The organism is Dellaglioa sp. CoH-57-MRSF-17, assembly GCF_056782015.1.
Window position 1 is genome coordinate 74,249 of sequence record NZ_JBXAXY010000002.1, and the last position, 22,477, is coordinate 96,725.

General features: G+C 33.5%; 25 protein-coding genes and 1 other annotated feature. Of the genes, 18 read left to right on the forward strand and 7 right to left on the reverse strand.

What is annotated here, in order from left to right:
* The first annotated feature begins 2 nt into the window (after positions 1–2).
* From AC1RPJ_RS02255 to rpmF, 7 genes are all read left to right on the forward strand, one after another.
* Complete coding sequence (locus tag AC1RPJ_RS02255) at positions 3–650, forward strand: nicotinate-nucleotide adenylyltransferase (RefSeq protein WP_481761204.1); 648 nt, start codon at positions 3–5, stop codon at positions 648–650.
* Positions 643–1,236 (forward strand): bis(5'-nucleosyl)-tetraphosphatase (symmetrical) YqeK, encoded by a 594-nt coding sequence (gene yqeK / locus AC1RPJ_RS02260; RefSeq protein WP_481761205.1) that lies wholly within the window; start codon positions 643–645, stop codon positions 1,234–1,236. The genes AC1RPJ_RS02255 and yqeK overlap by 8 nt, the downstream gene beginning before the upstream one ends.
* A 10-nt stretch (positions 1,237–1,246) precedes the next feature.
* A complete protein-coding gene (gene rsfS, locus AC1RPJ_RS02265; RefSeq protein ID WP_481761206.1) occupies positions 1,247–1,603 on the forward strand; it encodes a ribosome silencing factor in 357 nt (118 codons plus the stop codon).
* The gene (locus AC1RPJ_RS02270; RefSeq protein WP_481761207.1) at positions 1,603–2,343 is read left to right on the forward strand and encodes a class I SAM-dependent methyltransferase; all 741 of its coding nucleotides are present in this window, start codon (positions 1,603–1,605) and stop codon (positions 2,341–2,343) included. Before rsfS ends, AC1RPJ_RS02270 begins: the two co-directional genes overlap by 1 nt.
* Positions 2,344–2,345: 2 nt before the next feature.
* Positions 2,346–3,497: a nucleotidyltransferase gene (locus tag AC1RPJ_RS02275; RefSeq protein WP_481761208.1), complete on the forward strand. Its 1,152-nt coding sequence runs from the start codon at positions 2,346–2,348 to the stop codon at positions 3,495–3,497.
* Between the two features lie 80 nt (positions 3,498–3,577).
* The gene (locus tag AC1RPJ_RS02280) at positions 3,578–4,126 is read left to right on the forward strand and encodes a YceD family protein (RefSeq protein ID WP_409022679.1); all 549 of its coding nucleotides are present in this window, start codon (positions 3,578–3,580) and stop codon (positions 4,124–4,126) included.
* Positions 4,127–4,181: 55 nt separating this feature from the next.
* Positions 4,182–4,361: a 50S ribosomal protein L32 gene (gene rpmF, locus AC1RPJ_RS02285; RefSeq protein ID WP_057973392.1), complete on the forward strand. Its 180-nt coding sequence runs from the start codon at positions 4,182–4,184 to the stop codon at positions 4,359–4,361.
* Between the two features lie 79 nt (positions 4,362–4,440).
* On the opposite strand, the gene AC1RPJ_RS02290 is transcribed toward rpmF, so the two are convergent.
* Positions 4,441–4,944 carry a hypothetical protein gene (locus tag AC1RPJ_RS02290; protein ID WP_481761209.1) on the reverse strand — a complete coding sequence of 168 codons (504 nt, stop codon included), beginning with the start codon at positions 4,942–4,944 and terminating at the stop codon, positions 4,441–4,443.
* A gap of 184 nt (positions 4,945–5,128) precedes the next feature.
* Between AC1RPJ_RS02290 and gndA the strand changes: the two genes are divergently transcribed.
* Positions 5,129–6,550, forward strand: a complete 1,422-nt coding sequence (gndA, locus tag AC1RPJ_RS02295; protein WP_481761210.1) for an NADP-dependent phosphogluconate dehydrogenase — start codon at positions 5,129–5,131, stop codon at positions 6,548–6,550.
* A 258-nt stretch (positions 6,551–6,808) separates the two neighbouring features.
* Here gndA and AC1RPJ_RS02300 read toward each other — a convergent pair whose 3' ends face one another.
* The 4 genes from AC1RPJ_RS02300 to AC1RPJ_RS02315 form a co-directional block, all read right to left on the reverse strand.
* Positions 6,809–7,375, reverse strand: coding sequence for a hypothetical protein (locus AC1RPJ_RS02300; RefSeq protein ID WP_481761211.1), 567 nt, complete (start codon positions 7,373–7,375; stop codon positions 6,809–6,811).
* Between the two features lie 91 nt (positions 7,376–7,466).
* A complete protein-coding gene (locus AC1RPJ_RS02305) occupies positions 7,467–8,318 on the reverse strand; it encodes a DNA/RNA non-specific endonuclease (RefSeq protein ID WP_481761212.1) in 852 nt (283 codons plus the stop codon).
* Positions 8,318–8,965 (reverse strand): sunset domain-containing protein, encoded by a 648-nt coding sequence (locus tag AC1RPJ_RS02310; RefSeq protein ID WP_481761213.1) that lies wholly within the window; start codon positions 8,963–8,965, stop codon positions 8,318–8,320. The genes AC1RPJ_RS02305 and AC1RPJ_RS02310 overlap by 1 nt, the downstream gene beginning before the upstream one ends.
* Before the next feature lie 603 nt (positions 8,966–9,568).
* On the reverse strand, positions 9,569–10,099 hold the full coding sequence (locus AC1RPJ_RS02315) for a GNAT family N-acetyltransferase (protein ID WP_481761214.1): 531 nt from the start codon (positions 10,097–10,099) through the stop codon (positions 9,569–9,571).
* A gap of 156 nt (positions 10,100–10,255) precedes the next feature.
* Here AC1RPJ_RS02315 and AC1RPJ_RS02320 point away from each other — a divergent pair, with 156 nt between their 5' ends.
* The 4 genes from AC1RPJ_RS02320 to AC1RPJ_RS02335 all read left to right on the forward strand — a co-directional run bounded on the left by AC1RPJ_RS02320 (position 10,256) and on the right by AC1RPJ_RS02335 (position 14,051).
* Complete coding sequence (locus tag AC1RPJ_RS02320; RefSeq protein ID WP_481761215.1) at positions 10,256–11,113, forward strand: aldo/keto reductase; 858 nt, start codon at positions 10,256–10,258, stop codon at positions 11,111–11,113.
* Between the two features lie 313 nt (positions 11,114–11,426).
* Complete coding sequence (locus AC1RPJ_RS02325) at positions 11,427–11,585, forward strand: hypothetical protein (RefSeq protein WP_481761216.1); 159 nt, start codon at positions 11,427–11,429, stop codon at positions 11,583–11,585.
* Positions 11,586–11,856: 271 nt separating this feature from the next.
* Complete coding sequence (locus AC1RPJ_RS02330) at positions 11,857–12,543, forward strand: response regulator transcription factor (RefSeq protein ID WP_409022671.1); 687 nt, start codon at positions 11,857–11,859, stop codon at positions 12,541–12,543.
* Between the two features lie 38 nt (positions 12,544–12,581).
* Positions 12,582–14,051, forward strand: a complete 1,470-nt coding sequence (locus AC1RPJ_RS02335) for a HAMP domain-containing sensor histidine kinase (protein WP_481761217.1) — start codon at positions 12,582–12,584, stop codon at positions 14,049–14,051.
* Between the two features lie 99 nt (positions 14,052–14,150).
* On the opposite strand, the gene yidC is transcribed toward AC1RPJ_RS02335, so the two are convergent.
* Both yidC and AC1RPJ_RS02345 read right to left on the reverse strand, forming a co-directional pair.
* The gene (yidC, locus tag AC1RPJ_RS02340) at positions 14,151–15,083 is read right to left on the reverse strand and encodes a membrane protein insertase YidC (RefSeq protein WP_409022669.1); all 933 of its coding nucleotides are present in this window, start codon (positions 15,081–15,083) and stop codon (positions 14,151–14,153) included.
* A gap of 87 nt (positions 15,084–15,170) precedes the next feature.
* Positions 15,171–15,446 (reverse strand): acylphosphatase, encoded by a 276-nt coding sequence (locus AC1RPJ_RS02345; RefSeq protein WP_481761218.1) that lies wholly within the window; start codon positions 15,444–15,446, stop codon positions 15,171–15,173.
* A 134-nt stretch (positions 15,447–15,580) separates the two neighbouring features.
* On the opposite strand from AC1RPJ_RS02345, the gene AC1RPJ_RS02350 reads away from it, so the two are divergent.
* The 6 genes from AC1RPJ_RS02350 to mltG all read left to right on the forward strand — a co-directional run bounded on the left by AC1RPJ_RS02350 (position 15,581) and on the right by mltG (position 22,422).
* A complete protein-coding gene (locus AC1RPJ_RS02350) occupies positions 15,581–16,345 on the forward strand; it encodes a TrmH family RNA methyltransferase (protein WP_481761219.1) in 765 nt (254 codons plus the stop codon).
* A 116-nt stretch (positions 16,346–16,461) separates the two neighbouring features.
* Positions 16,462–16,962, forward strand: coding sequence for an HD domain-containing protein (locus AC1RPJ_RS02355; RefSeq protein ID WP_409022666.1), 501 nt, complete (start codon positions 16,462–16,464; stop codon positions 16,960–16,962).
* 121 nt (positions 16,963–17,083) lie between these two features.
* Positions 17,084–17,428 carry a winged helix-turn-helix transcriptional regulator gene (locus AC1RPJ_RS02360; RefSeq protein ID WP_481761220.1) on the forward strand — a complete coding sequence of 115 codons (345 nt, stop codon included), beginning with the start codon at positions 17,084–17,086 and terminating at the stop codon, positions 17,426–17,428.
* 43 nt (positions 17,429–17,471) lie between these two features.
* Positions 17,472–17,700 (forward strand) — a binding site (T-box leader).
* 61 nt (positions 17,701–17,761) lie between these two features.
* Positions 17,762–18,808, forward strand: a complete 1,047-nt coding sequence (pheS, locus tag AC1RPJ_RS02365) for a phenylalanine--tRNA ligase subunit alpha (protein WP_409022664.1) — start codon at positions 17,762–17,764, stop codon at positions 18,806–18,808.
* Between the two features lie 5 nt (positions 18,809–18,813).
* Positions 18,814–21,234 (forward strand): phenylalanine--tRNA ligase subunit beta, encoded by a 2,421-nt coding sequence (gene pheT / locus AC1RPJ_RS02370; RefSeq protein ID WP_481761221.1) that lies wholly within the window; start codon positions 18,814–18,816, stop codon positions 21,232–21,234.
* Positions 21,235–21,285: 51 nt separating this feature from the next.
* Complete coding sequence (mltG, locus tag AC1RPJ_RS02375; RefSeq protein WP_481761222.1) at positions 21,286–22,422, forward strand: endolytic transglycosylase MltG; 1,137 nt, start codon at positions 21,286–21,288, stop codon at positions 22,420–22,422.
* Positions 22,423–22,477 lie beyond the last annotated feature (55 nt).

Genomic DNA, 22,477 nt, shown 5'->3' on the forward strand with positions numbered 1-22,477 from the left:
GCTTGACTATTCAAGTCCAAAAATTAAAAGAAATTAATTTAGTTACGAAATTTAAGACTAAACCCATTCTTGATAATACGAAAAAGCGTGTTGGAATTCTCGGGGGTACGTTTAATCCGCCTCACTTAGGTCATTTAATAATTGCTGATCAAGTTTGTCAGCAATTAGGATTAAGTGAAGTTCGATTTATGCCGGATGCAACACCACCACATGTGGATAAAAAGGAAGCAATTGATGCAAAGTATCGCCTTGATATGGTTAATCAAAGTATCGCGGATAACGATAAGTTTAAGCTGGAAGATACTGAAATTAATCGCGGTGGTATTAGCTACACCTATGACACTGTGGTTGCTTTAAAAGCAGCTCATCCGGAAAATGATTACTATTTTATTATTGGCGGCGATATGGTAGATTATTTACCGAAATGGTCTCGTATTGATGAATTAGTAAAATTAGTACATTTTGTTGGAGTTAAACGAACGGGATTTGAACAAACAAGTCAGTATCCTATACTTTGGGTTGATGTACCAACAATTGATATTAGTTCAACACAAATTCGAGATAAGATAAAAAAAGGCTGTTCAATTAATTATTTAGTACCTAAGGCAGTCTCAAATTATATTGAGAAAGAAGGGTTGTATCGTGAATAATTTAGTTTATTCTAATAATCTTTTTAGTGGAACTAGAGAAGAATTAGTACAGATTTTGAAGGAAACTTTGAGTGAAAAAAGATTTCAGCATGTGTTAAATGTTGAAAAATCTGCAATTGAACTTGCTCAAAATAATAATGGTGATATTGAAAGAGCAAGTATTGCTGGACTTATTCATGATTATGCCAAGGAGCGGACAGATGACACCTTTATCAGAACAATTAAGCAAAAACATATGGATCCTGATTTATTAAATTGGGGGAATGCTATCTGGCATGGAATTGTTGGCGCAGAGTTGATACATGATGAATTAGGTATTACAGATGATAAAATTTTAACATCAATTGTGAAGCATACGACAGGCGATGTTGAGATGGATTTGTTGGATAAAATTGTCTACGTCGCTGATTTCATCGAAGAAGGTAGGACGTTCTCTGGCGTTCTTGAAGCACGAAAAAAAGCATTTGAAAGTTTGGATGCAGCTGTTGGATTTGAAACAAAACATACACTAAGTTATTTAATTAATACCAATAAAAGAGTGTATCCTAAAACAATTTTGACCTTTAATAAATGGGTCGCAGAATAGAGGAGTAATAATGAATAGTATAGAAAAATTAGAAATCGCAGTTAAGGCTGCTGACAGTAAACGTGGCGAAAAGACGGTGGCTATTGATGTCCATGAAATTAGTCTATTAGCTGATTATTTCATGGTGACACAAGCTGACTCAGCTCACCAAGTTAAGGCTATCGTCAAAGAAATTCAAGATCAAGAAGAACTAGCAGGTGTTGAAGTCCGTCGTATTGAAGGACGTAATTCAACTAGTTGGGTTTTATTAGATTTTGGAGATTTAATTGTGCATGTATTTAAAACTGAATCACGTGAATTTTATGATCTTGAAAAATTCTGGTCTGAAGGCGCATCTGTAGATTTATCAGCATGGATTGAAGAATAATGATTTATACCACCTTTTCAAAATTGTATGATCAATTAATGGATCCTGATTTATATGATTCTTGGCAAACATTTGTCGAAACACAAGTTCCTGATAAGAAAACTGAAATTCTTGAATTAGCTTGTGGTGCAGGTCAATTAGCAATTGCTTTAACGCAATCTGGTTATTCAGTCGTTGGTTTAGATTTATCTGAAGAAATGTTATCAATTGCTGACCAACACGCACAGGATGCGAATGTATCCTTGCCTTTAGTACAAGGTGATATGATGAATTTGGAAGAGGCAGAGTTACCACAATTTGATGCGGTAACTTGTTTTGCTGACTCATTTTGTTATTTACCTGACGCTGATGCTGTAGGAAACGTTTTTAAATCAATTCATGGATTACTACAAGAAAATGGTCGATTCATTTTTGATGTTATCTCAACCTATCAAACGGATGAGATTTATCCAGGTTATATGTACAACTATCAGGATGATGATCAAGCTTTTTTGTGGTCAACATTTAAAGATGAAGAGCCACACAGTGTCGTTCATGAATTAACTTTTTTTGTCAAAAATGATACTAACTGTCAATTTGAACGTCTAACTGAGGACCATCATGAACGAACATATTCAGTTAATACGTATACTGAATTGTTAAAAAATGCTGGATTTAAGAATATTAAAATTTCGGCTGATTTTGGCACAAGTCAAGTTGATGATAAAACAACAAGACTATTTTTTGTCTGCGATAAATAGGAGTGAGTTACTTGGACACGACTGGGGTTATTGTTGAATATAATCCGTTTCATAACGGACATTTGTATCAGATTAATCAAATAAAAGAAAAGTATCCTGATACGACGATTATTGCCCTTATGAGCGGACAATTCTTACAGAGAGGTATTCCAGCTGCACTTGATAAAGAGAGCCGTACGGAGCAAGCATTGCAATCTGGTGTTGATTTAATAGTTGAGTTACCCGTTGCATTTTCTGTTCAACCGGCTGATTTGTTTGCTCAAGGTGCCATTAAATTATTGGCCGGATTAAAGATAACCAGACTTGTTTTTGGTGCTGAACATCCTGATTTGGATTTTATGACTATCGCAACTGAAATTCAAACGTTAGATAGTGAGTTTAATCAGTTTAATGAAACGTATGCCACACAATATCAACGAGCTGTTTTTGAAAAAACAGGTGTTCAAATTAATCGGCCTAATGATTTGTTAGGTTTAGCTTATGCTGAAGCCTGCATAGCCGAAAAAGCCGAAATCCAGTTATGTCCGATTCAACGTATAGAGGCTGATTACCATGAAACAAAATTTGTTGATACTCAAAAAATTACAAGTGCAACAGCAATTAGATTAGCAGTTCAACATCAAGAATCGATTGTAGAAGTTGTTCCTAATCAAACTCGACTTGATTCAGAAAATGAAAGATGGGCCGATTGGACAGATTTTTGGCCATATCTTCGATATCAGTTGAGTCTATCAACACCAGGTCAATTATCGTCGATTTATGGCATGTCTGAGGGTATTGAGTATCGTTTGTTGCAGCAGTACGAAAAGTTGCCTGACGAGGCTAATTTTGATGATTGGGTCCAAGCCGTTAAGTCGAAACGAGTAACTTATACAAAAATCTCAAGACTAGCAACTTATATTTTGTTACAAATAAAGCAAAATGAAATTGACAAACAATATAAGCAGCCTTATTATCATGTCTTAGGGTTCTCAAAAAAAGGTCAAACGCTGCTTAATCATTTAAAAAAGGAAGTGCCATATCCTATAATAACAAAAATTAGTAAAAAGGATAAAGAGGGACTTTACCAATTAGATTATCGAGCAGGAATTATTTATGGGCTAGTTAGTCATAAAAAATCGGATCTTTTTAGAAGACCTAAACAAATTAATTAACATACTGTCAAGGATATACCATTGACAATGTTTTTAATCACAGGTATAATCATAAGCGTTGCATTAGGAGGCATATTTGCATGAAATGGTCCTTAGTTGAGTTAAAAAAACAAAGTGATGAACCACTTCAAGTTGACGAAATGTTAAACCTTTCCGAAGGATTAATGCTGCGCAACAAAACAATTACAGCTGTTTCAGAAGTCCATGTTACGGGCATTCTGTCAGCAGATCATCAAGATGTCATTGGTCATTTTAACGTTAGTTTAACAGTTGAAATGCCATCAACACGATCATTAAAGAGTGTCGATGTCCCATTAAATTTTTCAGTTGATGAATTTTATGTAGGCTATCGCGATAAAGCACTTGAACGGTTTGATAAAAATGATGTTGTAATTATTTTGGAAGAAGATATGCTCAATTTGAATTCTGTGATAGAGGATAATGTGTTATTACAGATTCCGATGCAGATACTGACTGATGATGAGAGAAAAGCAGAAGATTTACCAACCGGAGACGACTGGGAAGTTCTTACTGAAGATAAACTCGTACAGGTTAGAAAAGAAAAAGTTGATCCTCGATTTGCCTCATTACAAAATTTTTTTGATAATGATGGTTCTGAAGAGGAATAAACATAACAATACTTTTATTAAAAGTTTTGGATAATTTTAAAGGAGGTGTTTGATAATGGCAGTACCAGCACGTAAAACATCAAAAACACGTAAGAGAATGCGTCGTACGCATTACAAGTTAACTGTCCCAGGTATGAGCGCTTGCCCTAACTGTGGCGAATTAAGAAAATCACATTATGTATGTCCTAGCTGTGGTTTTTATGACGGAAAAGAAGTCGTAAAAGTAAACAACTAAATCTACATTAAGTAAAAAGCCTTAACAACCATGGTGTTAAGGCTTTTTCTGTACAAAAAAAATAAGATTCAATTGAATCTTATTTTTTTTCACTAATTTTCAAACTTATAATTTTGAAGTCTGTCTCTGGATCAAAAAATTGAAAAGGTAATTTGGCATGGCTTTCAATATAAGTTACATTTTTAGCCGGTGTTTTAACAGCCTTAAAAGTGGGCGATTTGATAGATTTAATTAAATCTATCAAATCTAGAAGTAATAACTCTGGTTTGTTACTAAGATTAGACCAGCCTGAAAATTCGGAACGATAATTTTTAAAGATTGTTTTTCTTATCGGACTGATGAAAGCATTACTACTGTCATTTTCGTAAGGAATTGACTGAGATGCGATAGTGTGCTGACTTGTGGTACTATAAATTTGAATTCGACTATCTTTTAAATCTAAAAAATCGGCCGTTAATAATTTGTCGTTAACTTGGACAACTAAGTCAAAAGTAGGGATATTGTTAGAAAATTCTGCTTTTGCGCGACTGTATAAAAAAGTATCGATGGCATAATATAATTCTTGTACTTCAACTAATTTCATATTTGAAAGACCTCCTGAAATCAGTATAACAAAAAAAGGTAAAATAGATAGGAATTTTTGATGTCTAGTGTATAATTGACGTTGAAAGTTAAATGGGTTTATTGACAAAGTCGGTAGCTGATACTTTCTTAGATTACATGGTTTTTGATTCACAAAAAATTAAAGAAATGTAGGAGGTATTATAATGGATAAAGCACAAATTGGTGTTATTGGAATGGCTGTTATGGGTAAAAATCTCGCATTGAATGCTGAGAGTCGTGGCCGTACGGTAGCTATTTATAATAGAACGGGAGCTAAAACTGAGCAAGTTATGAAAGACCACTCAGAAAAAAAATTAGTACCCAGCTACTCAATTAAGGATTTTGCAGATTCATTAGAAAAACCTAGAAGAATTATTATCATGGTAAAAGCTGGCAAACCAACTGATGCTGTTATTGCAGAACTATTACCATTCTTAGATAAAGGTGATGTTTTAATTGATGGTGGTAATACTTACTTTGAAGATACAGTACGCCGTAATGCAGAATTAGATAATTCTGGAATTAACTTTATTGGAATGGGCGTTTCAGGTGGCGAAATTGGTGCACTTGAAGGACCATCAATGATGCCAGGTGGCCAAAAAGAGGCATATGACCTTGTTGCACCAATTCTTGAGGAAATGTCTGCTAAAGCTAGCGATGGGACACCATGTGTGACTTATATCGGTCCTAACGGTGCTGGTCATTATGTTAAGATGGTTCATAATGGAATTGAATATGGTGATATGGAATTAATTTCTGAATCATATCATTTGTTAAGAGATTTATTAGGCCTCTCAGTTGATGAAATCGCTGATATCTTCTCTGACTGGAACAAAGGTGAATTGGATAGTTACTTGATCGAAATTACTGCTGATATCTTAACACGTAAAGATGATTTAGGCACTGGTAAACCTATTGTTGATGTTATCCTCGATCGTGCTGGAAATAAAGGTACTGGTAAGTGGTCATCACAGAGTGCACTTGAATTAGGTGTTCCTCAGTCAGTTATTTCTGAATCTGTTTATGCACGTTACATTTCAGCAATGAAAGAAGAACGTGTTGAAGCAAGTAAAGTTTTACCTAAACCAGAAGTTAAATTAGGTGAATTAGATAAAAAAGAATTAATTGAAAAAATTCGTGAAGCATTATACTTTAGTAAAATCATGAGTTATGCACAAGGATTTGAACAATTACGTGTTGCCTCAGAACATTATGAATGGGATTTAAACTTTGGTGATATGGCTAAGATTTGGCGTGCTGGATGTATCATTCGTGCCCGTTTCTTACAAAATATTACTGACGCATTTGACGAAAAAGCTGATTTAAATAACATCTTATTAGATGGTTACTTCAAAGATATTGTTAAAAAATATCAAGAATCAGTTCGAGATATCGTTGGTATTGCTGTTAAAGCTGGTATTCCAGTTCCTGGATTCAGTGCAGCAATTACGTATTACGATCAATACCGTTCAGAAGTTTTACCTGCTAATTTAATTCAAGCACAACGTGATTACTTTGGTGCTCATACGTATGAACGTACTGATAAACCAGGTTCATTCCACTATACTTGGTATACTGAACAATAAAAAAAGTTAATAAATATACTAAAAAAGGCTATCTAACAACGATTTAAAAGTTGTTAGATAGGCCTTTTTTTCTTTTGGTTACGCTTTTGGTTACGTTTGAGTTAAGTATCTAAATATTGTAATAGTTTTGAAGTTACTGTTATATAGATTTGGGTAATCCTTACATTGGAATGACCAAGTAGATCTTCAATGCTGTTAAAGGAGGTACCGACTCCATGTAAAATTAACAAACACAAAATTGTTATCACTCTTTAAAAATTAACGTTGATATCCTAAATTTGGAGAAGTGACTTTTCCAGTAGATTTATTGACGTCAAATTCTACCATGTGTGTTTCAGTATCGAAGACGGATACAATATATTTATTACCTTTATCTAAAGTATCGCTTGATTTAACTTTTGGTTCCCAGTCGCTTGTCTCATTATTGAATGATTTAAAATAGCTTAAAGCAAGTGATTCAGCTTTTGATTGCGTCATCTTAGTTGATGTAGATGAACTTGTAGATTTTTCAGTGGTAGTAACGTTATTTTTCTCAGCCTCAATACTAGAAGAGCTTGCGGCAATAGAACTTTCAGCTGCGGTAATTGAAGAACTTGCAGCTGAGATGCTAGATGCTTGAGCAGATGATTCTGATGATGCTTTACTTTCGGAAGTTGCTTTTTTTATGGACTCTTTCTTACTTGATTCCTTTTTAGCTTTTATAATACTAGATGATGCAGCCTCAGAAGATGAAGAATCCTTACTTGTATTCTTGCTATTCCCACATGCAGTTAGTGAAAGTAGTGTGATGGCAGTAATCCCGACTATTGTTATTTTTTTATTCATAACACAAATTCCTCCAAATATTTTTATAGTAAAAAGCGAGCAGTGGGAATTGAACCCACTCGAAGTATCTATACGCCCGTTATCTATTTGTTTAATTTAGTGTACTAGTACCATCCCTATAATTAAGAGTAACACCGGCCTCTACATTAAAAATGTAAGTATTGAATTTAATTGAGGAGCTACCAATAGATTGAGCTTCCATTTGTACGCCACGAGCAAGAAGTTCATCTCCTCTGAATATTGGAGTAACGCGGTATCTAATATAGTTATTAGGATGTTCTTTAAGGTAAGTAGCTATATCCATTTCATGGGCAAGCATTTCAGGTGCATTCAGTTCACGAGTACCCGTAATTAAATTCTTTGGATTATTGTTCTGACCTGATAATTGATAACCAATTAAATGGCTACGATTATATAACCATCCGTTACTAATACGTTTATTTTTCCAGCCAGTAGGGTTCCAAGTTAACCCTTCGCGTTTCGCGGTAGGCATTAAAGATTTACTTAACATTGCATTGGCGGTTCCAGCACGATTCAGAGAATCTAGGTTGCTGTACGCTTCCCAAGTACCTTTACTAGTAGATAGGGTGCTTTCGCTGAAAGTAGGAATATTATTATTAACTTCTATTTCAGATTTATCACTATAGTTTAGAGATGATAAATCAAGTGTCTTAGATTTTTTAGTTGTTTCTTTTTTTGAAGAATCTTTACTATCATATTTAGCTAACTTATTTTTTAATTCTTTGATTTCTTTGTTAAGTTTGTCTAATTTCACTTGTTCTTTATCAACTTTATTATTAATTTCTTCTGCTTGCTTTTTGGCAGTATAGTCGTAAGTAACATGTGAATCAGATTTTGCTAAAACGGTAGTCGTGTTACTGATACCAATAAAAGTGAATGATAAAATTAGAACACGTATTAATAAATGATTAGTTGATTTCATTATTTTTTCGCCTTTCTATATCCAGCATCTTGAGCGGCTTGTTCTGTTTGGAAAGTAATCGCATTTGATTTACTCATTTTATAACCAGTTTGACCGGGAGTATGGTAAATTTTAGAATTAGTATTACCGATGATGGATCCTCCGCCAGTAGTAACAGAATCTGCGTTAGATGAATCCGTAGATGTAGAATTATTTTCTTTTTGAACGCTGTTAAAATGTTCTTGTTCTTTTTTTGCAGCTAGTCTTTGAGAACTTTCAGATTTAGATTTAGCTTTAGATTCACTTTCTTTTTCAGAAGTGGCTTTAGATTCTTTCTCATTTAATTTTTTACTCAATGATTCAGCTTCAGATTCTTTTGAAGAAACTTCTTTTTTTATAGATTCATATTTTGACTCTGCCTTTTTCTTATCGGCAGAGCCAACTTTTGTTACGGTAGTAAGGGGCGATTGTTTTTTAGTTGGTTCGGCCTGACTAGTCATCCCAATGCCTACAAGTGAAATGATCAGTACAGCAGTAGGGTACCAAACCCGTTTCTTGATTTTAGTGTATATATTTGGATTTTTAGTTTTTGTCATAAATCTTTTAACTGTGTAGTAAATAATAAAATATATTGAAATAAAAAAAATAAGTGCAAATAAAACGTTCATAATACGTGTTCCTCCAAAGATTTTTGTAATGTAAAATAAGCAATAAAAATTGTCTCAGTAATAAAAGTTATGTTGGTAATCTTTTTAAGACAGAAAGCTTGATTGGGCGGAACTAGATTCTTTGACACTAGCATTTCTACTTGAAGAAGGTGCAGTGATACCAATTAGAACGAGTAAAATAAATGAGATTAGGAAACTAAATAATATTAATTTTCTTGCATGATTAGTATCCTTTTTGTTAATTTTTGCGATAATAAATTTAATAACATATACCAAAAATGTGATAAAAGTAGTAATAAATAAGAGAGCGAAAAAGATACTCATGTGGAAAATCCTCCAGAAATAATATTTTTAGTGAAATATTGCGTAATTAGATTATGATGGACATACTCTATATCAATACAATTTTACTATTAAACTTTATAATAGTATATGAAAATAATTATTAGATGAACGTTATGAATATGTCACATTGGGATTAACGTTAAGACGTTAGTTTATGGATATGAAAGAAAAATTAGGCTGAAAAAATCTATTGAATCCCGAAAATATAAAGAATTATTTGTATAAAAATAGAGTGGATTTTCCCACTCTATAAAAAGGCTAATTTTTGGAGTCACTACTGTTTAGAACTAAAATAAAATCGGTTTGGATAGCATCGCCTAAAACAAAATCATGTTGGCTATGTTTTGTTAAGCCTTGTTTTTCATAAAAGGAGAGGGCAGGTTTATTATGTTCCCAAACTCCCAACCAAAGTTGATCTTTTTTAAATTCTTTGGCAACCTCTTTAGATTTTTCAAATAGAAGTTGACCTAATCCCATTTTTTTGTGATTTTTGCGAATGTAAATTCGTTGGATTTCTAAGCCGTTCGGAAAGTCATCTTCAGTTTGTGCGTCGTTAATATTTAATTTTAAATATCCAGTTAACTCATCATTAACATGTACGAAGTAAAAGAATGCATTTGGATCATTTAATTCACTCGTTAATTGTGGTAAAGAATAAGCGGTATCCAAAAAATCTTGTAAATCTTTTGGATCGTTATCTGCAGCGAAAGTATCAGTAAAAGTTTCAATGCTAATCTTTTGTAATATTTCTAAGTCATTAATTGTGCAAAGTGTGATAATAGGTGTCATCGCTTTTTCTCCTTATATGTAATCTAAAATACTTATAGTAATAGTAGCCTAAAGCTGAAAAATAAACAAATATTAAAATAATATAGCATAATCCTTGACTCTGAGTGCACTCCAAGTGTTTAACTTAGTATATTAAATAAAAAGGGAGCGATTTAAATGAATACAGTTACATTAAATAATGGAGTGAAAATGCCACAACTAGGTTTTGGCGTGTATCAAATTCCTTTAGAAGAAACTGCAGAGGCAGTTTATCAAGCGATTAAAGTAGGATATCGATTACTAGATACAGCGATTGCCTATGGAAACGAAGTTGAAACTGGGGAAGCTATCCAAAGAGCGATCACTGAAGGATTAGTGACACGAGAAGAGTTGTTTGTCACAACCAAATTATTTATCCAACATGTTGGTGAAGAAAAGGCGATGAAGGCAATTGATGAATCACTAGAAAGAATGCAGTTAGATTATCTAGACTTATTCTTGATTCACCAACCATACGGTGATGTATATGGTGCTTGGCGCGCTTTAGCTACCGCACAATCTGCTGGGAAAATACGTGCTATTGGGGTGTCTAACTTTGATATCGGAAAATTAATAGAATTCTCTCATATGAATGGTGTGGCTAAAGTTCAAGTTAACCAAATAGAAGTGAACCCATGGAATCAACGTTTAACGGATGAAGCCTATCATGAAAAATTAAGCATTCAAATGGAAGCATGGGCACCTTTTGCTGAAGGCCGGTTAGACTTATTTAAAAATGAAACATTGTCAAAAATTGGTAAACAATACGGTAAATCAGTTGGACAAGTTATTCTAAAATGGTTAATGCAACGTGGTATTGTAGCACTTGCTAAATCTGTGAGACCGGAACGAATGGCAGAAAATATCGACATATTTGATTTTGAATTAACAGTGGAAGACATGGCAACTATTACTGCCTTAGACAAACAAGAATCTGCCTTCTTTGATCATAATGATCCAGAAAGAGTTGAACGGTTCATGGAATTATTGTCATAAATTACCTGAAGTAAAGTTATTTTGCCAATGGTAAATAAAATATAAGTATAAGTATATAACGGAAAAGAAGCATTTGGGATAATTTTATCTATTTGAAGTGGAACCCCCTAAGTTGGAGAAAAATCTAACTTAAGGGGTTTTATTGTGTTCTTAGTTGAAATAAAGGAAAAAACTTTAATAGTTAACCAATGAGGTAGTATGGAATAAGATAATCCGTAACTATTTTTTAAGACGCTAAGGTATAATTTCGATATTCTAATATCCTAACTTAACGGCACACTTAGAAAATATAATGTGGTTTGGTGGAATTATTTTGTCAGAGAATAAAACCTTTTCATATAAGGTTTTTGAAGAAGTTATTTTGAGTATGCTGAATGGAGAAATCCGTGTTAACGTTGTAAAAGAAATTGAAATGGCAAAATTTATAATTGAATTATCGGTTTTACTGATTAAAGCTGCTGGTATCGAATAACTAATTCCAATTTTTAGTTTTCATTTTAATAAAGCGTTAATGATATATTTTTTAAAGTTAACGGTTTGTTATATTAATTTTATTACTCTTTTAGTTAATAATATATTAAAAAAACGGTTAAAAAGTGCTTGAATACCTATATGAGTTGAGCAGTGCAAAGTGTATGCAAGAATATCATTTAATGGTAGAATAAGAAAAGTAAGATATCGGTTAAAAATTGTGTGTATATGGATGAGAAAATAAAATAAAACTAACAGGAGATCATGAAAATATGAGTCGTATTCTAATAATTGAAGATGAAAAAAATTTAGCGCGCTTTGTTGAATTAGAATTACAACATGAAGGATTTGAAACTGAGGTTCATTTTGATGGGCGAACGGGTCTAGAAGCTGCTTTAAATGAAGATTGGGATTCAATTCTACTTGATTTAATGTTACCTGAATTAAATGGTCTTGAGGTTTGTCGCCGTGTACGACAAGTTAAAAATACACCAATCATTATGATGACGGCTCGTGATTCAGTTATTGACCGCGTATCTGGCTTAGACCATGGAGCAGATGATTATATTGTTAAACCATTTGCAATCGAAGAATTATTGGCGCGTTTACGTGCATTGTTACGTCGTATTGATATAGAGGGTGAACAAAATGTTGCAAAACAGACAACTGTCACTTACCGTGATTTAACAATTGAAAAAGAAAATCGTGTTGTTCGTCGTGATGAAGAAGTTATTGAGCTAACCAAACGTGAATATGAACTACTTTTAGCTTTAATGGAAAGTGTTAATGTTGTTTTAGCTAGAGATGTTTTATTAGCTAAAGTTTGGGGATATGAATCAGAAGTTGAAACAAACGTTGTGGATGTTTATATTCGTTACTTACGAAATAAAATAGATCGTAGCGGTGAAGAAAGTTATATTCAAACGGTCAGAGGAACAGGGTACGTAATGAGATCATGAGAAAAAAAATAACCCAGCATCCAAAAGAAGTAAGACGTATGTCACTTAAATGGAAATGGGCATTAGGAACGGCAATAGGTGTTTTACTTATATTTGCCGTTTTTTCTGCGCTTATTTTTCAGAGTTTTAGTGGCGTTTTATTAGATAAAGAAAAAAAAGATGTACAAGATACTTTAAGAACGGTGACGCAACAGTTAAGTCGTGAGAATCAAGACTTAACAATTTCAAGTACTGCACAACATTTAAAACCGATAAATGCAGATTCTCGACCAGATAAAGACGAAAATAACTTGTACTCAAATGCAGTAATTGTTAATTTATCAAGAGAAAATATTGCAGTAGGTGTTTATAATTTGAAGCAACAAGAAGTTTTTGCTTCAAGAAATTTAAACGTACCATTTGTTAAAAAAAATAAAATGACGTTTACTAGCCAAACAATTGATGGCGCAAATGGATATGTTGCTAGAAGAGCTATTTATTCATCTAAAACTGGCAAAAAAATCGGGTATGCACAAGTAACTAATGCTTTAGAAAATTACCATAAAATTAGTAATAAATTAATTCTAATTTTTATTGTTTTAATTATTACGGCAACCTTTGGTAGTGCTATATTAGGGTATATCCTGGCATCTTGGTTACTGAGACCGATTGAAGTAGTGAACGAAACTATTGATATTATTAATGAAGGCGAAACACCAATTGGACATGTACGTGTCCCAGATATGCATAGAAATGATGAGTTATCTGATTTGGCGGACTTGTTCAATAGTATGCTAGATAGGATGGAGCGCTACGTTGATCAACAGCAACAATTTGTTGAAGATGTCTCACATGAGTTAAGAACCCCTGTAGCAATAATTCAAGGTCATATGGAATTATTGAACAGGTGGGGTAAAGATGATCCGGCAGTTCTAGCGGAGTCGATTGAAGCATCTTTGCAAGAAATTAATCGTATGAAGAGTTTAGTTCAAGAAATGCTTGATTTATCAAGAGCTGAACAAGTAGAGATGACATTTAAAAATGAGTTAGTTGATGTCCGATTAGTTGTTTTACAAATTTTCAATGATTTTAAAATGATACATCCCGATTTTACGTTTATTTTAGATGAAGATTTTAATGGAGAAAGTTTGGTAAAAATATCGCATAATCACTTAGAACAAGTTTTAATTATTCTAATGGATAATGCCGTTAAATATTCAGAAACAAGAAAAGAAATTCATATTTCAGCATCAAAAGATATGAAAATGGTTCAAATTGCTATTCAAGATTTTGGTGAAGGAATTTCTAAAGATGACTTAAAAAATGTTTTTAATCGCTTCTATCGCGTTGATAAAGCTAGAAGTCGTGATAAAGGCGGTAATGGTCTTGGATTATCAATCGCACAAAAACTCATTATGGGTTATAAAGGAACATTAGTGGTAGAAAGTGTTGAGAAGCGTGGTTCAATATTCAGAATTTCGTTGCCTCTAGCTACTACTAAACCAACCGAAAAGATAAGAAGAGACTAGTGTTGAAATGCAATACAAAAATTTAGACAGTATAATAAAAAAAGCTTACCATTCTTAGAGCAATTCTAAGAATGGTAAGCTTTTTTTAATGGTTAATCTTTATTTGCGGTTTTGTTTACCAGCATTACGATTACGATTATTTTTTGCTACATTTGAAAGATTATCTTCAACATTATCAATTGTTTGTTCCACTGTTTCTTCAACAGCATCAATTGTTGAACGTTCTCTAACAATTGGTGGGTTCTTAGCAAGTTCAGCTTGAATTTCGCGACGAATCTTAGGACGCATTAACATAATTATAAATGTTTGAACACAAGCGAAGAGGCCACCGATGAAGAAGTAGAGACCAATACCTGCTGGCGCACTCATTGTAACAAAGACCATCATAACTGGACTAGCAATTAACATTGTTTGCATTGTTTTCTTTTGTTCTGGCGGAATGCCAATTGTTGAAATGAATCCTTGACCCAAATACACAATGAAACATAGCACAGTAAAGATAATTGATGGTGTACCTAATTTAATGCTAAAGAAGACAGCATCCTTTAATTCTGAAGAATATAAGATTGCAGCGTATAGCGCAGCAAAAATTGGCATTTGAACTAATAATGGTAGGCAGCCAATTCCGCCAGTCATGCTGACGTTGTTATCTTTATAAAGTGCCATCATTTCTTGACTGATAGCTGCTTTTTCTTCTGAACTTTTAGCATTTTTTTGTCGTTCTTGAATGACTTTTAATTGTGGTTGAATCGAACCCATTTTTTCTTGTTGAACGGTCGCTTTTTTCGATTGATTAATCATCATTGGCATAAGTGCCAAGCGAATGACGATTGAGATAACGATAATTGCTAGACCGTAGTTGTTACCTAGATGAGCGGATAACCAGTCAAGCAATCCCTGAGTTGGTTTTGCTAAATAGTCGTAAACCATCCCAAAAGGATTACCATTCTTGTCTCTGCGGACGCATCCCGATAGGAACAGGACAAGCGCCATGAATATTGGGAGCATTGTTAAACGTTTAATCTTTTTCATTAATATATTTTCCCCTCTTAAAGTGACTATATCGATTACTATACTTTAAATATAGGGGGATTTCAATGGGCTATAAATAAATCGTAATTAGTAAATAACGGTAAAGGCAGTCGGCATATAATTAGTTAAGGAGGTTTCTTTATAATCAGTCACCTTACCGGCTGGTGTAGGTGAATTTTTAACTTTTTGAATAAATTTTTCTAATTGGGTATTATCTGAACTACTTGCTTTAATTGTGACGCTGTCATCAAAATTATTTTGTACTGACCCGTAGATGCCTAGATCATCGGCTAATCTCTTCGTCGTATATCTGAAGCCAACACCCTGCACGCGACCAAAAACAGTTATTTGAATAGCACTCATAATGTAATCCCTCCATATTATAAAGTAGATATAGGCATTTATTGCTTTCATTATAACTGGAAAAGATGATAATGACCAACTAATGCTATTTTAAATATGCTATAATTATTTCCAATAGTAAGAGGGGTACATTTATGGAAAAAATTAATTCAACACAGAATGCTAAGATTAAATACTGGAAAAAATTACAAACTAAAAAAGGTCGTAAAAAGGAAAATAAATACCTTTTAGAAGGCTGGCATTTAGTTAAAGAAGCACTCATGGCAAACACAAAAATTGAATATTTGCTTGTTACTAATGATTTTAGATATTTTGATGAAATAGCCGATACGACAATTGAGCAAGTAGAAATCTCATCTGAAGTTAGTTTATATCTTGCTGACACGAGTACGCCACAAGGTATTTACGCGGTAACTGAGATGGAAGAAAATCAACAATTATCAGTTGACCATTTAACTGGTGGCTGGTTAATGCTAGATGGTGTTCAAGATCCAGGAAATATTGGAACAATGGTTAGAACTGCCGATGCTGCCGGTTTAACAGGTGTCATTTTTGGTGAGGGTAGTGCAGATAGTCATCATCCTAAAGTTTTACGTTCGATGCAGGGAAGCCAATTTCATGTTCAATTAGTGGATGCCGATTTAATGGAAGTTACTACCTTATTCAAAGAAAATAATATTGCTATTTATGGTTCTGAATTAAATGAAGATGCACTTAGTTATCGTGAGATTTCTGCTACAGATAATTTTGGTTTAATTATGGGAAATGAAGGTAACGGGATGCGTAATGACCTGTTAAATGAAACGGATGCTAATTTATATATTCCAATTAAAGGTCGTGCTGAATCGTTAAATGTCGCTATTGCTGCAGGTGTACTAATGTTTCATCTTAAAGCTTAATTATGATATTTGGTGAAATTATTACGATTTACTAAAGATAACTGATTGCGCTTGCAATAGGTGCTCAATCAGTTATGATGGAGATAGGAAAAAATATTTTGGGGGCGTACTAGTATATGAAAAAAGATTCGTATCTTGATGATGAATTATATATGAGTTATGTTGGAGACCTTTTGGCAAAACCAGAAGTTCAAAGATTAAGTGAATATACACAACATCATTTTTCTACTCGATTAGAACATTCAATCTCAGTTTCCTATGACAGTTATCGTATCGCTAAAAGATTACATTTAAATGCAAAAGCAACGGCAAGGGCCGGATTATTACATGATTTATTTTACTACGATTGGCGTACAACTAAATTCGATCGCGGTACACATGCTTGGATTCATCCGCGTATCGCTATTAGAAATGCAGAGAAGTTAACGACATTATCTGATTTAGAAAAAGATATCATCATGAAACATATGTGGGGTGCTACTGTTGCACCACCTAAATATCCAGAGGGATATATTGTAACCATGGTTGATAAATATGAAGCAACAAGTGAAGTTTCATCACCGTTAAAAAATAAATCAAAACATAGCTTTCAGCAATTAATTGCAATTTTAAAATAGTTTTAAAAAGGATAGGCCTACAGGCTTATCCTTTTTGTTTTTTCGAAAACGAACCAATTTGTTTACTTTTTGTTAGTTAATGATAAAATATAGTAATAAAGTAACTGAGGAGGGGTTAATTATGCAAGTTGTTCAAGAAAAAACAAATTATGAAATGTGTCCTAAATTTGAAAAAACTTTTTCAATATTAGGTAAAAAATGGAACGGTTTAATTATTAACGTTTTATTGGATGAAGGACCTCAACGATTTAAAGAATTAGCTCAAAAGGTTGATAAATGCAGTGACCGTGTATTAGTTGAACGTTTAAAAGAACTTGAAGATACTAATATTATCTCAAGAGTCGCCATCGGTGAAACTAGTCGTAGTTTTTATGAGCTTACTGAACAAGGAAAAGACATGAAAAATATGATGGATAGCGTCCATACATGGTCAGAAAAGTGGTATACACTTAAAGATTGCGAGTAAGACTTGACGATAGGCTTTGATACCTTTAAACTATGAATATAGAATAAAGGCTTAGACAGAAAATAGTAGATATTTTTCTTGGATTTAAAGGGATGGTTAGCTAGACTGAAACTAACCAATAAATAAAATATTGAATTCACTTCTAGAGCTGTTAATTAATGTAGGCTAACTTAAATCATGCAATTAACCGGTTAATGGCCGTTATCATTTTGAGTGTTTGGGAATTTGTATTCTCAAAAACAAGGGTGGTACCGCGAGACCTCGTCCCTTTTTAGGACGGGGTCTTTTTGTGTCTAAAATCTATCAAAACAACTAATAAAGGAGTCGATATTAATGGATTTAAAAGAGAAATTACTTGAGTTACAAGAAAAAGGCTTGAAACAAATTCGTGAATCAGAGGATCTAAAACAAATTAATGCTATTCGTGTTAATTTACTTGGAAAAAAAGGACCAATCACAGAAGTTTTAAGAGGTATGAAGGAATTATCAGCCGAAGAACGACCTAAAATTGGTAGCTTTTCTAATACCATTAAAAATGAGTTAGCTGAAGCTATTCGTGTGAAAAATGAAGAACTTGAAATTAAAATGACTGCTAAAAAGTTGGAAAAAGAAAAAATCGATGTAACGCTACCAGGTGCCCAAATTCAATTAGGGCAGCCACATGTTATTATGCAAGTGATTGAAGAATTGGAAGAGCTCTTTTTGGGTATGGGGTATCAAGTTGTTTCAGGTCCAGAAATAGAAGAAGACCATTACAATTTTGAAATGTTGAACTTACCTGCGGATCATCCCGCTCGTGATATGCAAGATACATTTTATATTACAAAAGAATTATTAATGAGAACACAAACATCACCCGTTCAAGCAAGGACAATGGAAACACATGATTTTTCAAAAGGACCATTAAAAATGGTTTCACCTGGTAAAGTTTATCGACGTGATACAGATGATGCAACGCATTCACATCAATTTCACCAGTTCGAAGGGTTAGTAATCGACAAACATATTACGATGGCAGACTTAAAGGGAACGATTGAACTGATTGCTAAAACAATTTTTGGAGAAGAACAAGAAATTCGGTTACGACCAAGTTACTTCCCATTTACGGAACCGTCAGTTGAAGTCGATGTGACCTGTTTTAAATGTGCGGGTAAAGGGTGCTCAATCTGTAAATACACAGGCTGGTTAGAAGTTTTAGGCGCTGGAATGGTACATCCTAATGTATTAAGAATGGCCGGTGTCGACCCTGAAGTATACGGTGGTTTTGCCTTTGGTTTAGGACCAGATCGTTTTGCGATGCTTAAATATAGTATCGACGATATTCGTCATTTTTATTTAAACGATAATCGATTCCTGTCACAATTTACGAAAAGAGGTTAGAGATAATGAAAGTATCTAAAAATTGGTTGAATGAATATTTAACATTAGAAATTGAACCTGAAATTATTGCTGAAAAAATAGCTCGTACAGCCGTTGAAATTGATAGCGTTGAACGTCCTTCTGAAGGACTTAAAAAAATTGTTGTTGGATATGTTGATAGTTTGGTACCACATCCAGACTCTGATCATTTAAATATCTGCCAAGTTGATGTTGGTGAAGGATCTCTTAGTCAAATCGTTTGTGGCGCACCTAATATTGCCGCAGGGCAAAAAGTTATTGTTGCATTACCCAATTCTAGAATTGCTGATAATGTTAAAATCAAACGTGGTAAAATGCGCGGACAAGCTTCTGAAGGTATGATTTGTGCATTACAAGAAATTGGATTTTCAGATAGTGTCGTGCCTAAAGAATTTGTAGAAGGTATCTACGTAATGCCAGAAAATGCAATTCCTGGTGAATCAGTCTTTGATTACTTAGGTATGAATGATGACATTATTGATATTGATGTGACACCAAATCGTGCTGATATGTTAAGTATGCGTGGGGTAGCACATGAACTATCTGCTGACTATGATGTTCCGGCAACATTTAAGCATCCAGAATTGAAAGAAACATCTACTGAAAAAATTGAAGATTACATTTCTTTATCGTTGCCTGATAAAACGTTAGCACCCACATATTCGATGCGCGTGATTAAAGATTTAACAATTAAAGCAAGTCCAATGTGGTTACAAATTCGTCTTTGGAACGCAGGCGTTAGACCTATTAATAATGTCGTTGATGTGACCAATTATATATTGATGGATTATGGTCAACCATTACATGCCTTTGATTATAATAAATTGGGAAGTAAAGATATTTTAGTAAGAACAGCTATTGCTGGCGAAAAGATTACAACACTAGATAGCGAAGAACGTGAATTAAAAGAAAAAGATATTGTGATTACAAATGGTAAAACACCGATTGCTATTGCTGGGACAATGGGTGGCGAATCAACACAAATAACCGACGAAACTGTGACAGTTGCGATTGAATCTGCAGTATTTAACAATTCAATGGTTAGAAAAACAGCACGCACACATGGTATTCATAGTGAAGCCTCAATGCGATTTGAACGTGGTATTAACGTTGAAACAGTACAAGAAGCACTTGATGCAGCAGCAGAGTTAATCGCTAATTTAGGTGATGGAACAGTTGTGTCGGGTACGGCAAGTGCAAGTAAGCTAGAAGCAGAGTCAACTTTTGTTGATACAACGGTGGCACATATTAATGGTGTACTTGGGACTGAATTATCAGAATCTGAAATCACTAAATTATTTAAACAATTAGGATTTACGGTTGTAAATCGCGATGGTACTTTAAATGTTGAAGTTCCTGCAAGACGTTGGGATATTAGTATTGAAGCAGATTTAGTAGAAGAAATCGCGCGTATTTATGGATACGATAATATTCCTTCTACACTACCAACTGGCAAAATGACTCCTGGTAAATATACTTATAAACAAAAAATGATTAAACAGGCGCGTCATATTTTGGAATCAGCTGGGTTATCTGAAGTTATTAGTTATGGATTAACAACGGAAGAAAAAGCTGGTAAATTTATTTTTGAAGAAAAAGATGTTTTTACGACAAATTTAATGTTCCCAATGAGCTCAGAACGAACAACAACAAGAATGAACTTAATCAGCGGGTTATTAGATGATTTAGCGTACAATGAAGCACGAAAATCTGACAATCTTGCTTTCTATGAACAAGGAAGAGTCTTTTTCCGCAGTGAGGGCGAAGAGCGACCTACTGAAATTGAACATATTGCAGGTGCAATGACAGGATTATTTAAACTTGCAAATTGGCAAAATGAAAAACAACCTGTTGATTTCTTCATGATTAAAGGTGTTGTTGAACAATTATTAACACAATTAGAATTAGTTGATGATGTTACTTATGTATCTTCTGAAAGTCATGAAGATATGCATCCAGGACGAACAGCTGATATCTATTTAAAAGATGAATTAATTGGTTTTGTCGGCCAAGTACATCCTAATTCAGCTAAAGAATTTAATTTAAAGGAAACATACGTTTTCGAATTAGATCTTCAAAAATTAGTTGATGCGAAAAAAGCAGACCGATTATTTGCGCCTATTTCTAAATTCCCATCAGTTACTCGTGATGTGGCCCTCCTAGTTGCTAATGATATAGCTAACAGTGAGATTGAAGCGTTAATTAAAAAACAAGGTGGAAAGTCTTTAATTGATGTTCATTTATTTGATCTTTATCAAGGATCTCATATTGAAAATGGCATGAAATCCCTTGCTTATACGTTAACTTATCAAGATATTACAAAAACTTTGGTTGAAGAAGATGTCACAAATGATTTTAACCGTGTTATCGAAGCTTTAAAAGAGACGCTTAGGGCTGATATTCGATAATTTAGGACGCAGCTTAATAATACTTATTATTAAGCGTGAGGAGGTTAAACAATGAAAAAAGATGATACATCTCCAGAATTACCGCCAGAGAATAATAAAAACCAGGCTAAGAAAATTATTGCAGGGGTCATTGCATTATTATGTATATTACTACTGACAATATTGTTTATGACCTATAGATATATCAAGGCATCTTTAGATCCACTAGATAAAAATAATAATAAAATTGAACAAGTTTATATTCCAATTGGATCAAGTACAAAACAAATTGGAACAATTTTAGAAAAAAATAAAATTATTAAAAGTGGTACGGTGTATACGTACTATGTCAAGCAAAAAAAGGTGTCACAATTTAAGGGCGGCTACTATCAACTTAAGGCATCTATGAGTTTGGATAAAATTGCTTGGACACTTCAACAAGGTGGAAGTAGTGAGCCTATACAAAATAAATTAGCGAAAGTATTAGTTGGTGAGGGAACAACAATTAACCAAATCGGTAAATCCATTTCAAAAGAAACAAATTTTTCATATAATGATTTTATTAAATTAATGAAAAATAAAACTTTTTTGGATTACTTAGATAAAAAATATCCAGATCTTTTAGATACCACTATGGCATCTAAAAACGTGAGATATCCTTTAGAAGGTTATTTGTTCCCAGCTACGTATACTGTTTATAAAAAAACAACGTTAAAAAATCTTGTTGAGCAAATGATTGTTAAAGCAAATGATGAATTATCGCCTTATTATGCAACAATAAAAAAACAAAAATTAACAGTACAAGAGGTCATTTCTCTCGCTTCATTAGTTGAAAAAGAGACGGAAAACCATAAAGATCGTCAAAAAATTGCCGGTGTTTATTTCAATCGAATTGCATCAGAAATAACGTTACAATCAAAAATATCAGTTAGTTATGCGCTAAATATACCGCAAAAAGATTTAACGTCAGCTGATTATTACGTGGATAAACCATATAATTTGTACGTTTATAAAGGATATGGACCTGGTCCATTTAACAATGCTAGTTTAGATTCTATCCAGGCTGTTTTGACACCATTGGACAGAAAGAAAGGTAATTTCTATTTTATTTTCAATTCAAATTCTAAAAAAATAGAATATTCTAAAACGTATGAATATTACCAAGCATTTTCACCTATGACACAGGCTGATAATGATTATGTTCAATAATCCACGCAACCGGTTTACAATCACAAAATTAAATGTTAACCTGATAGGCATATTG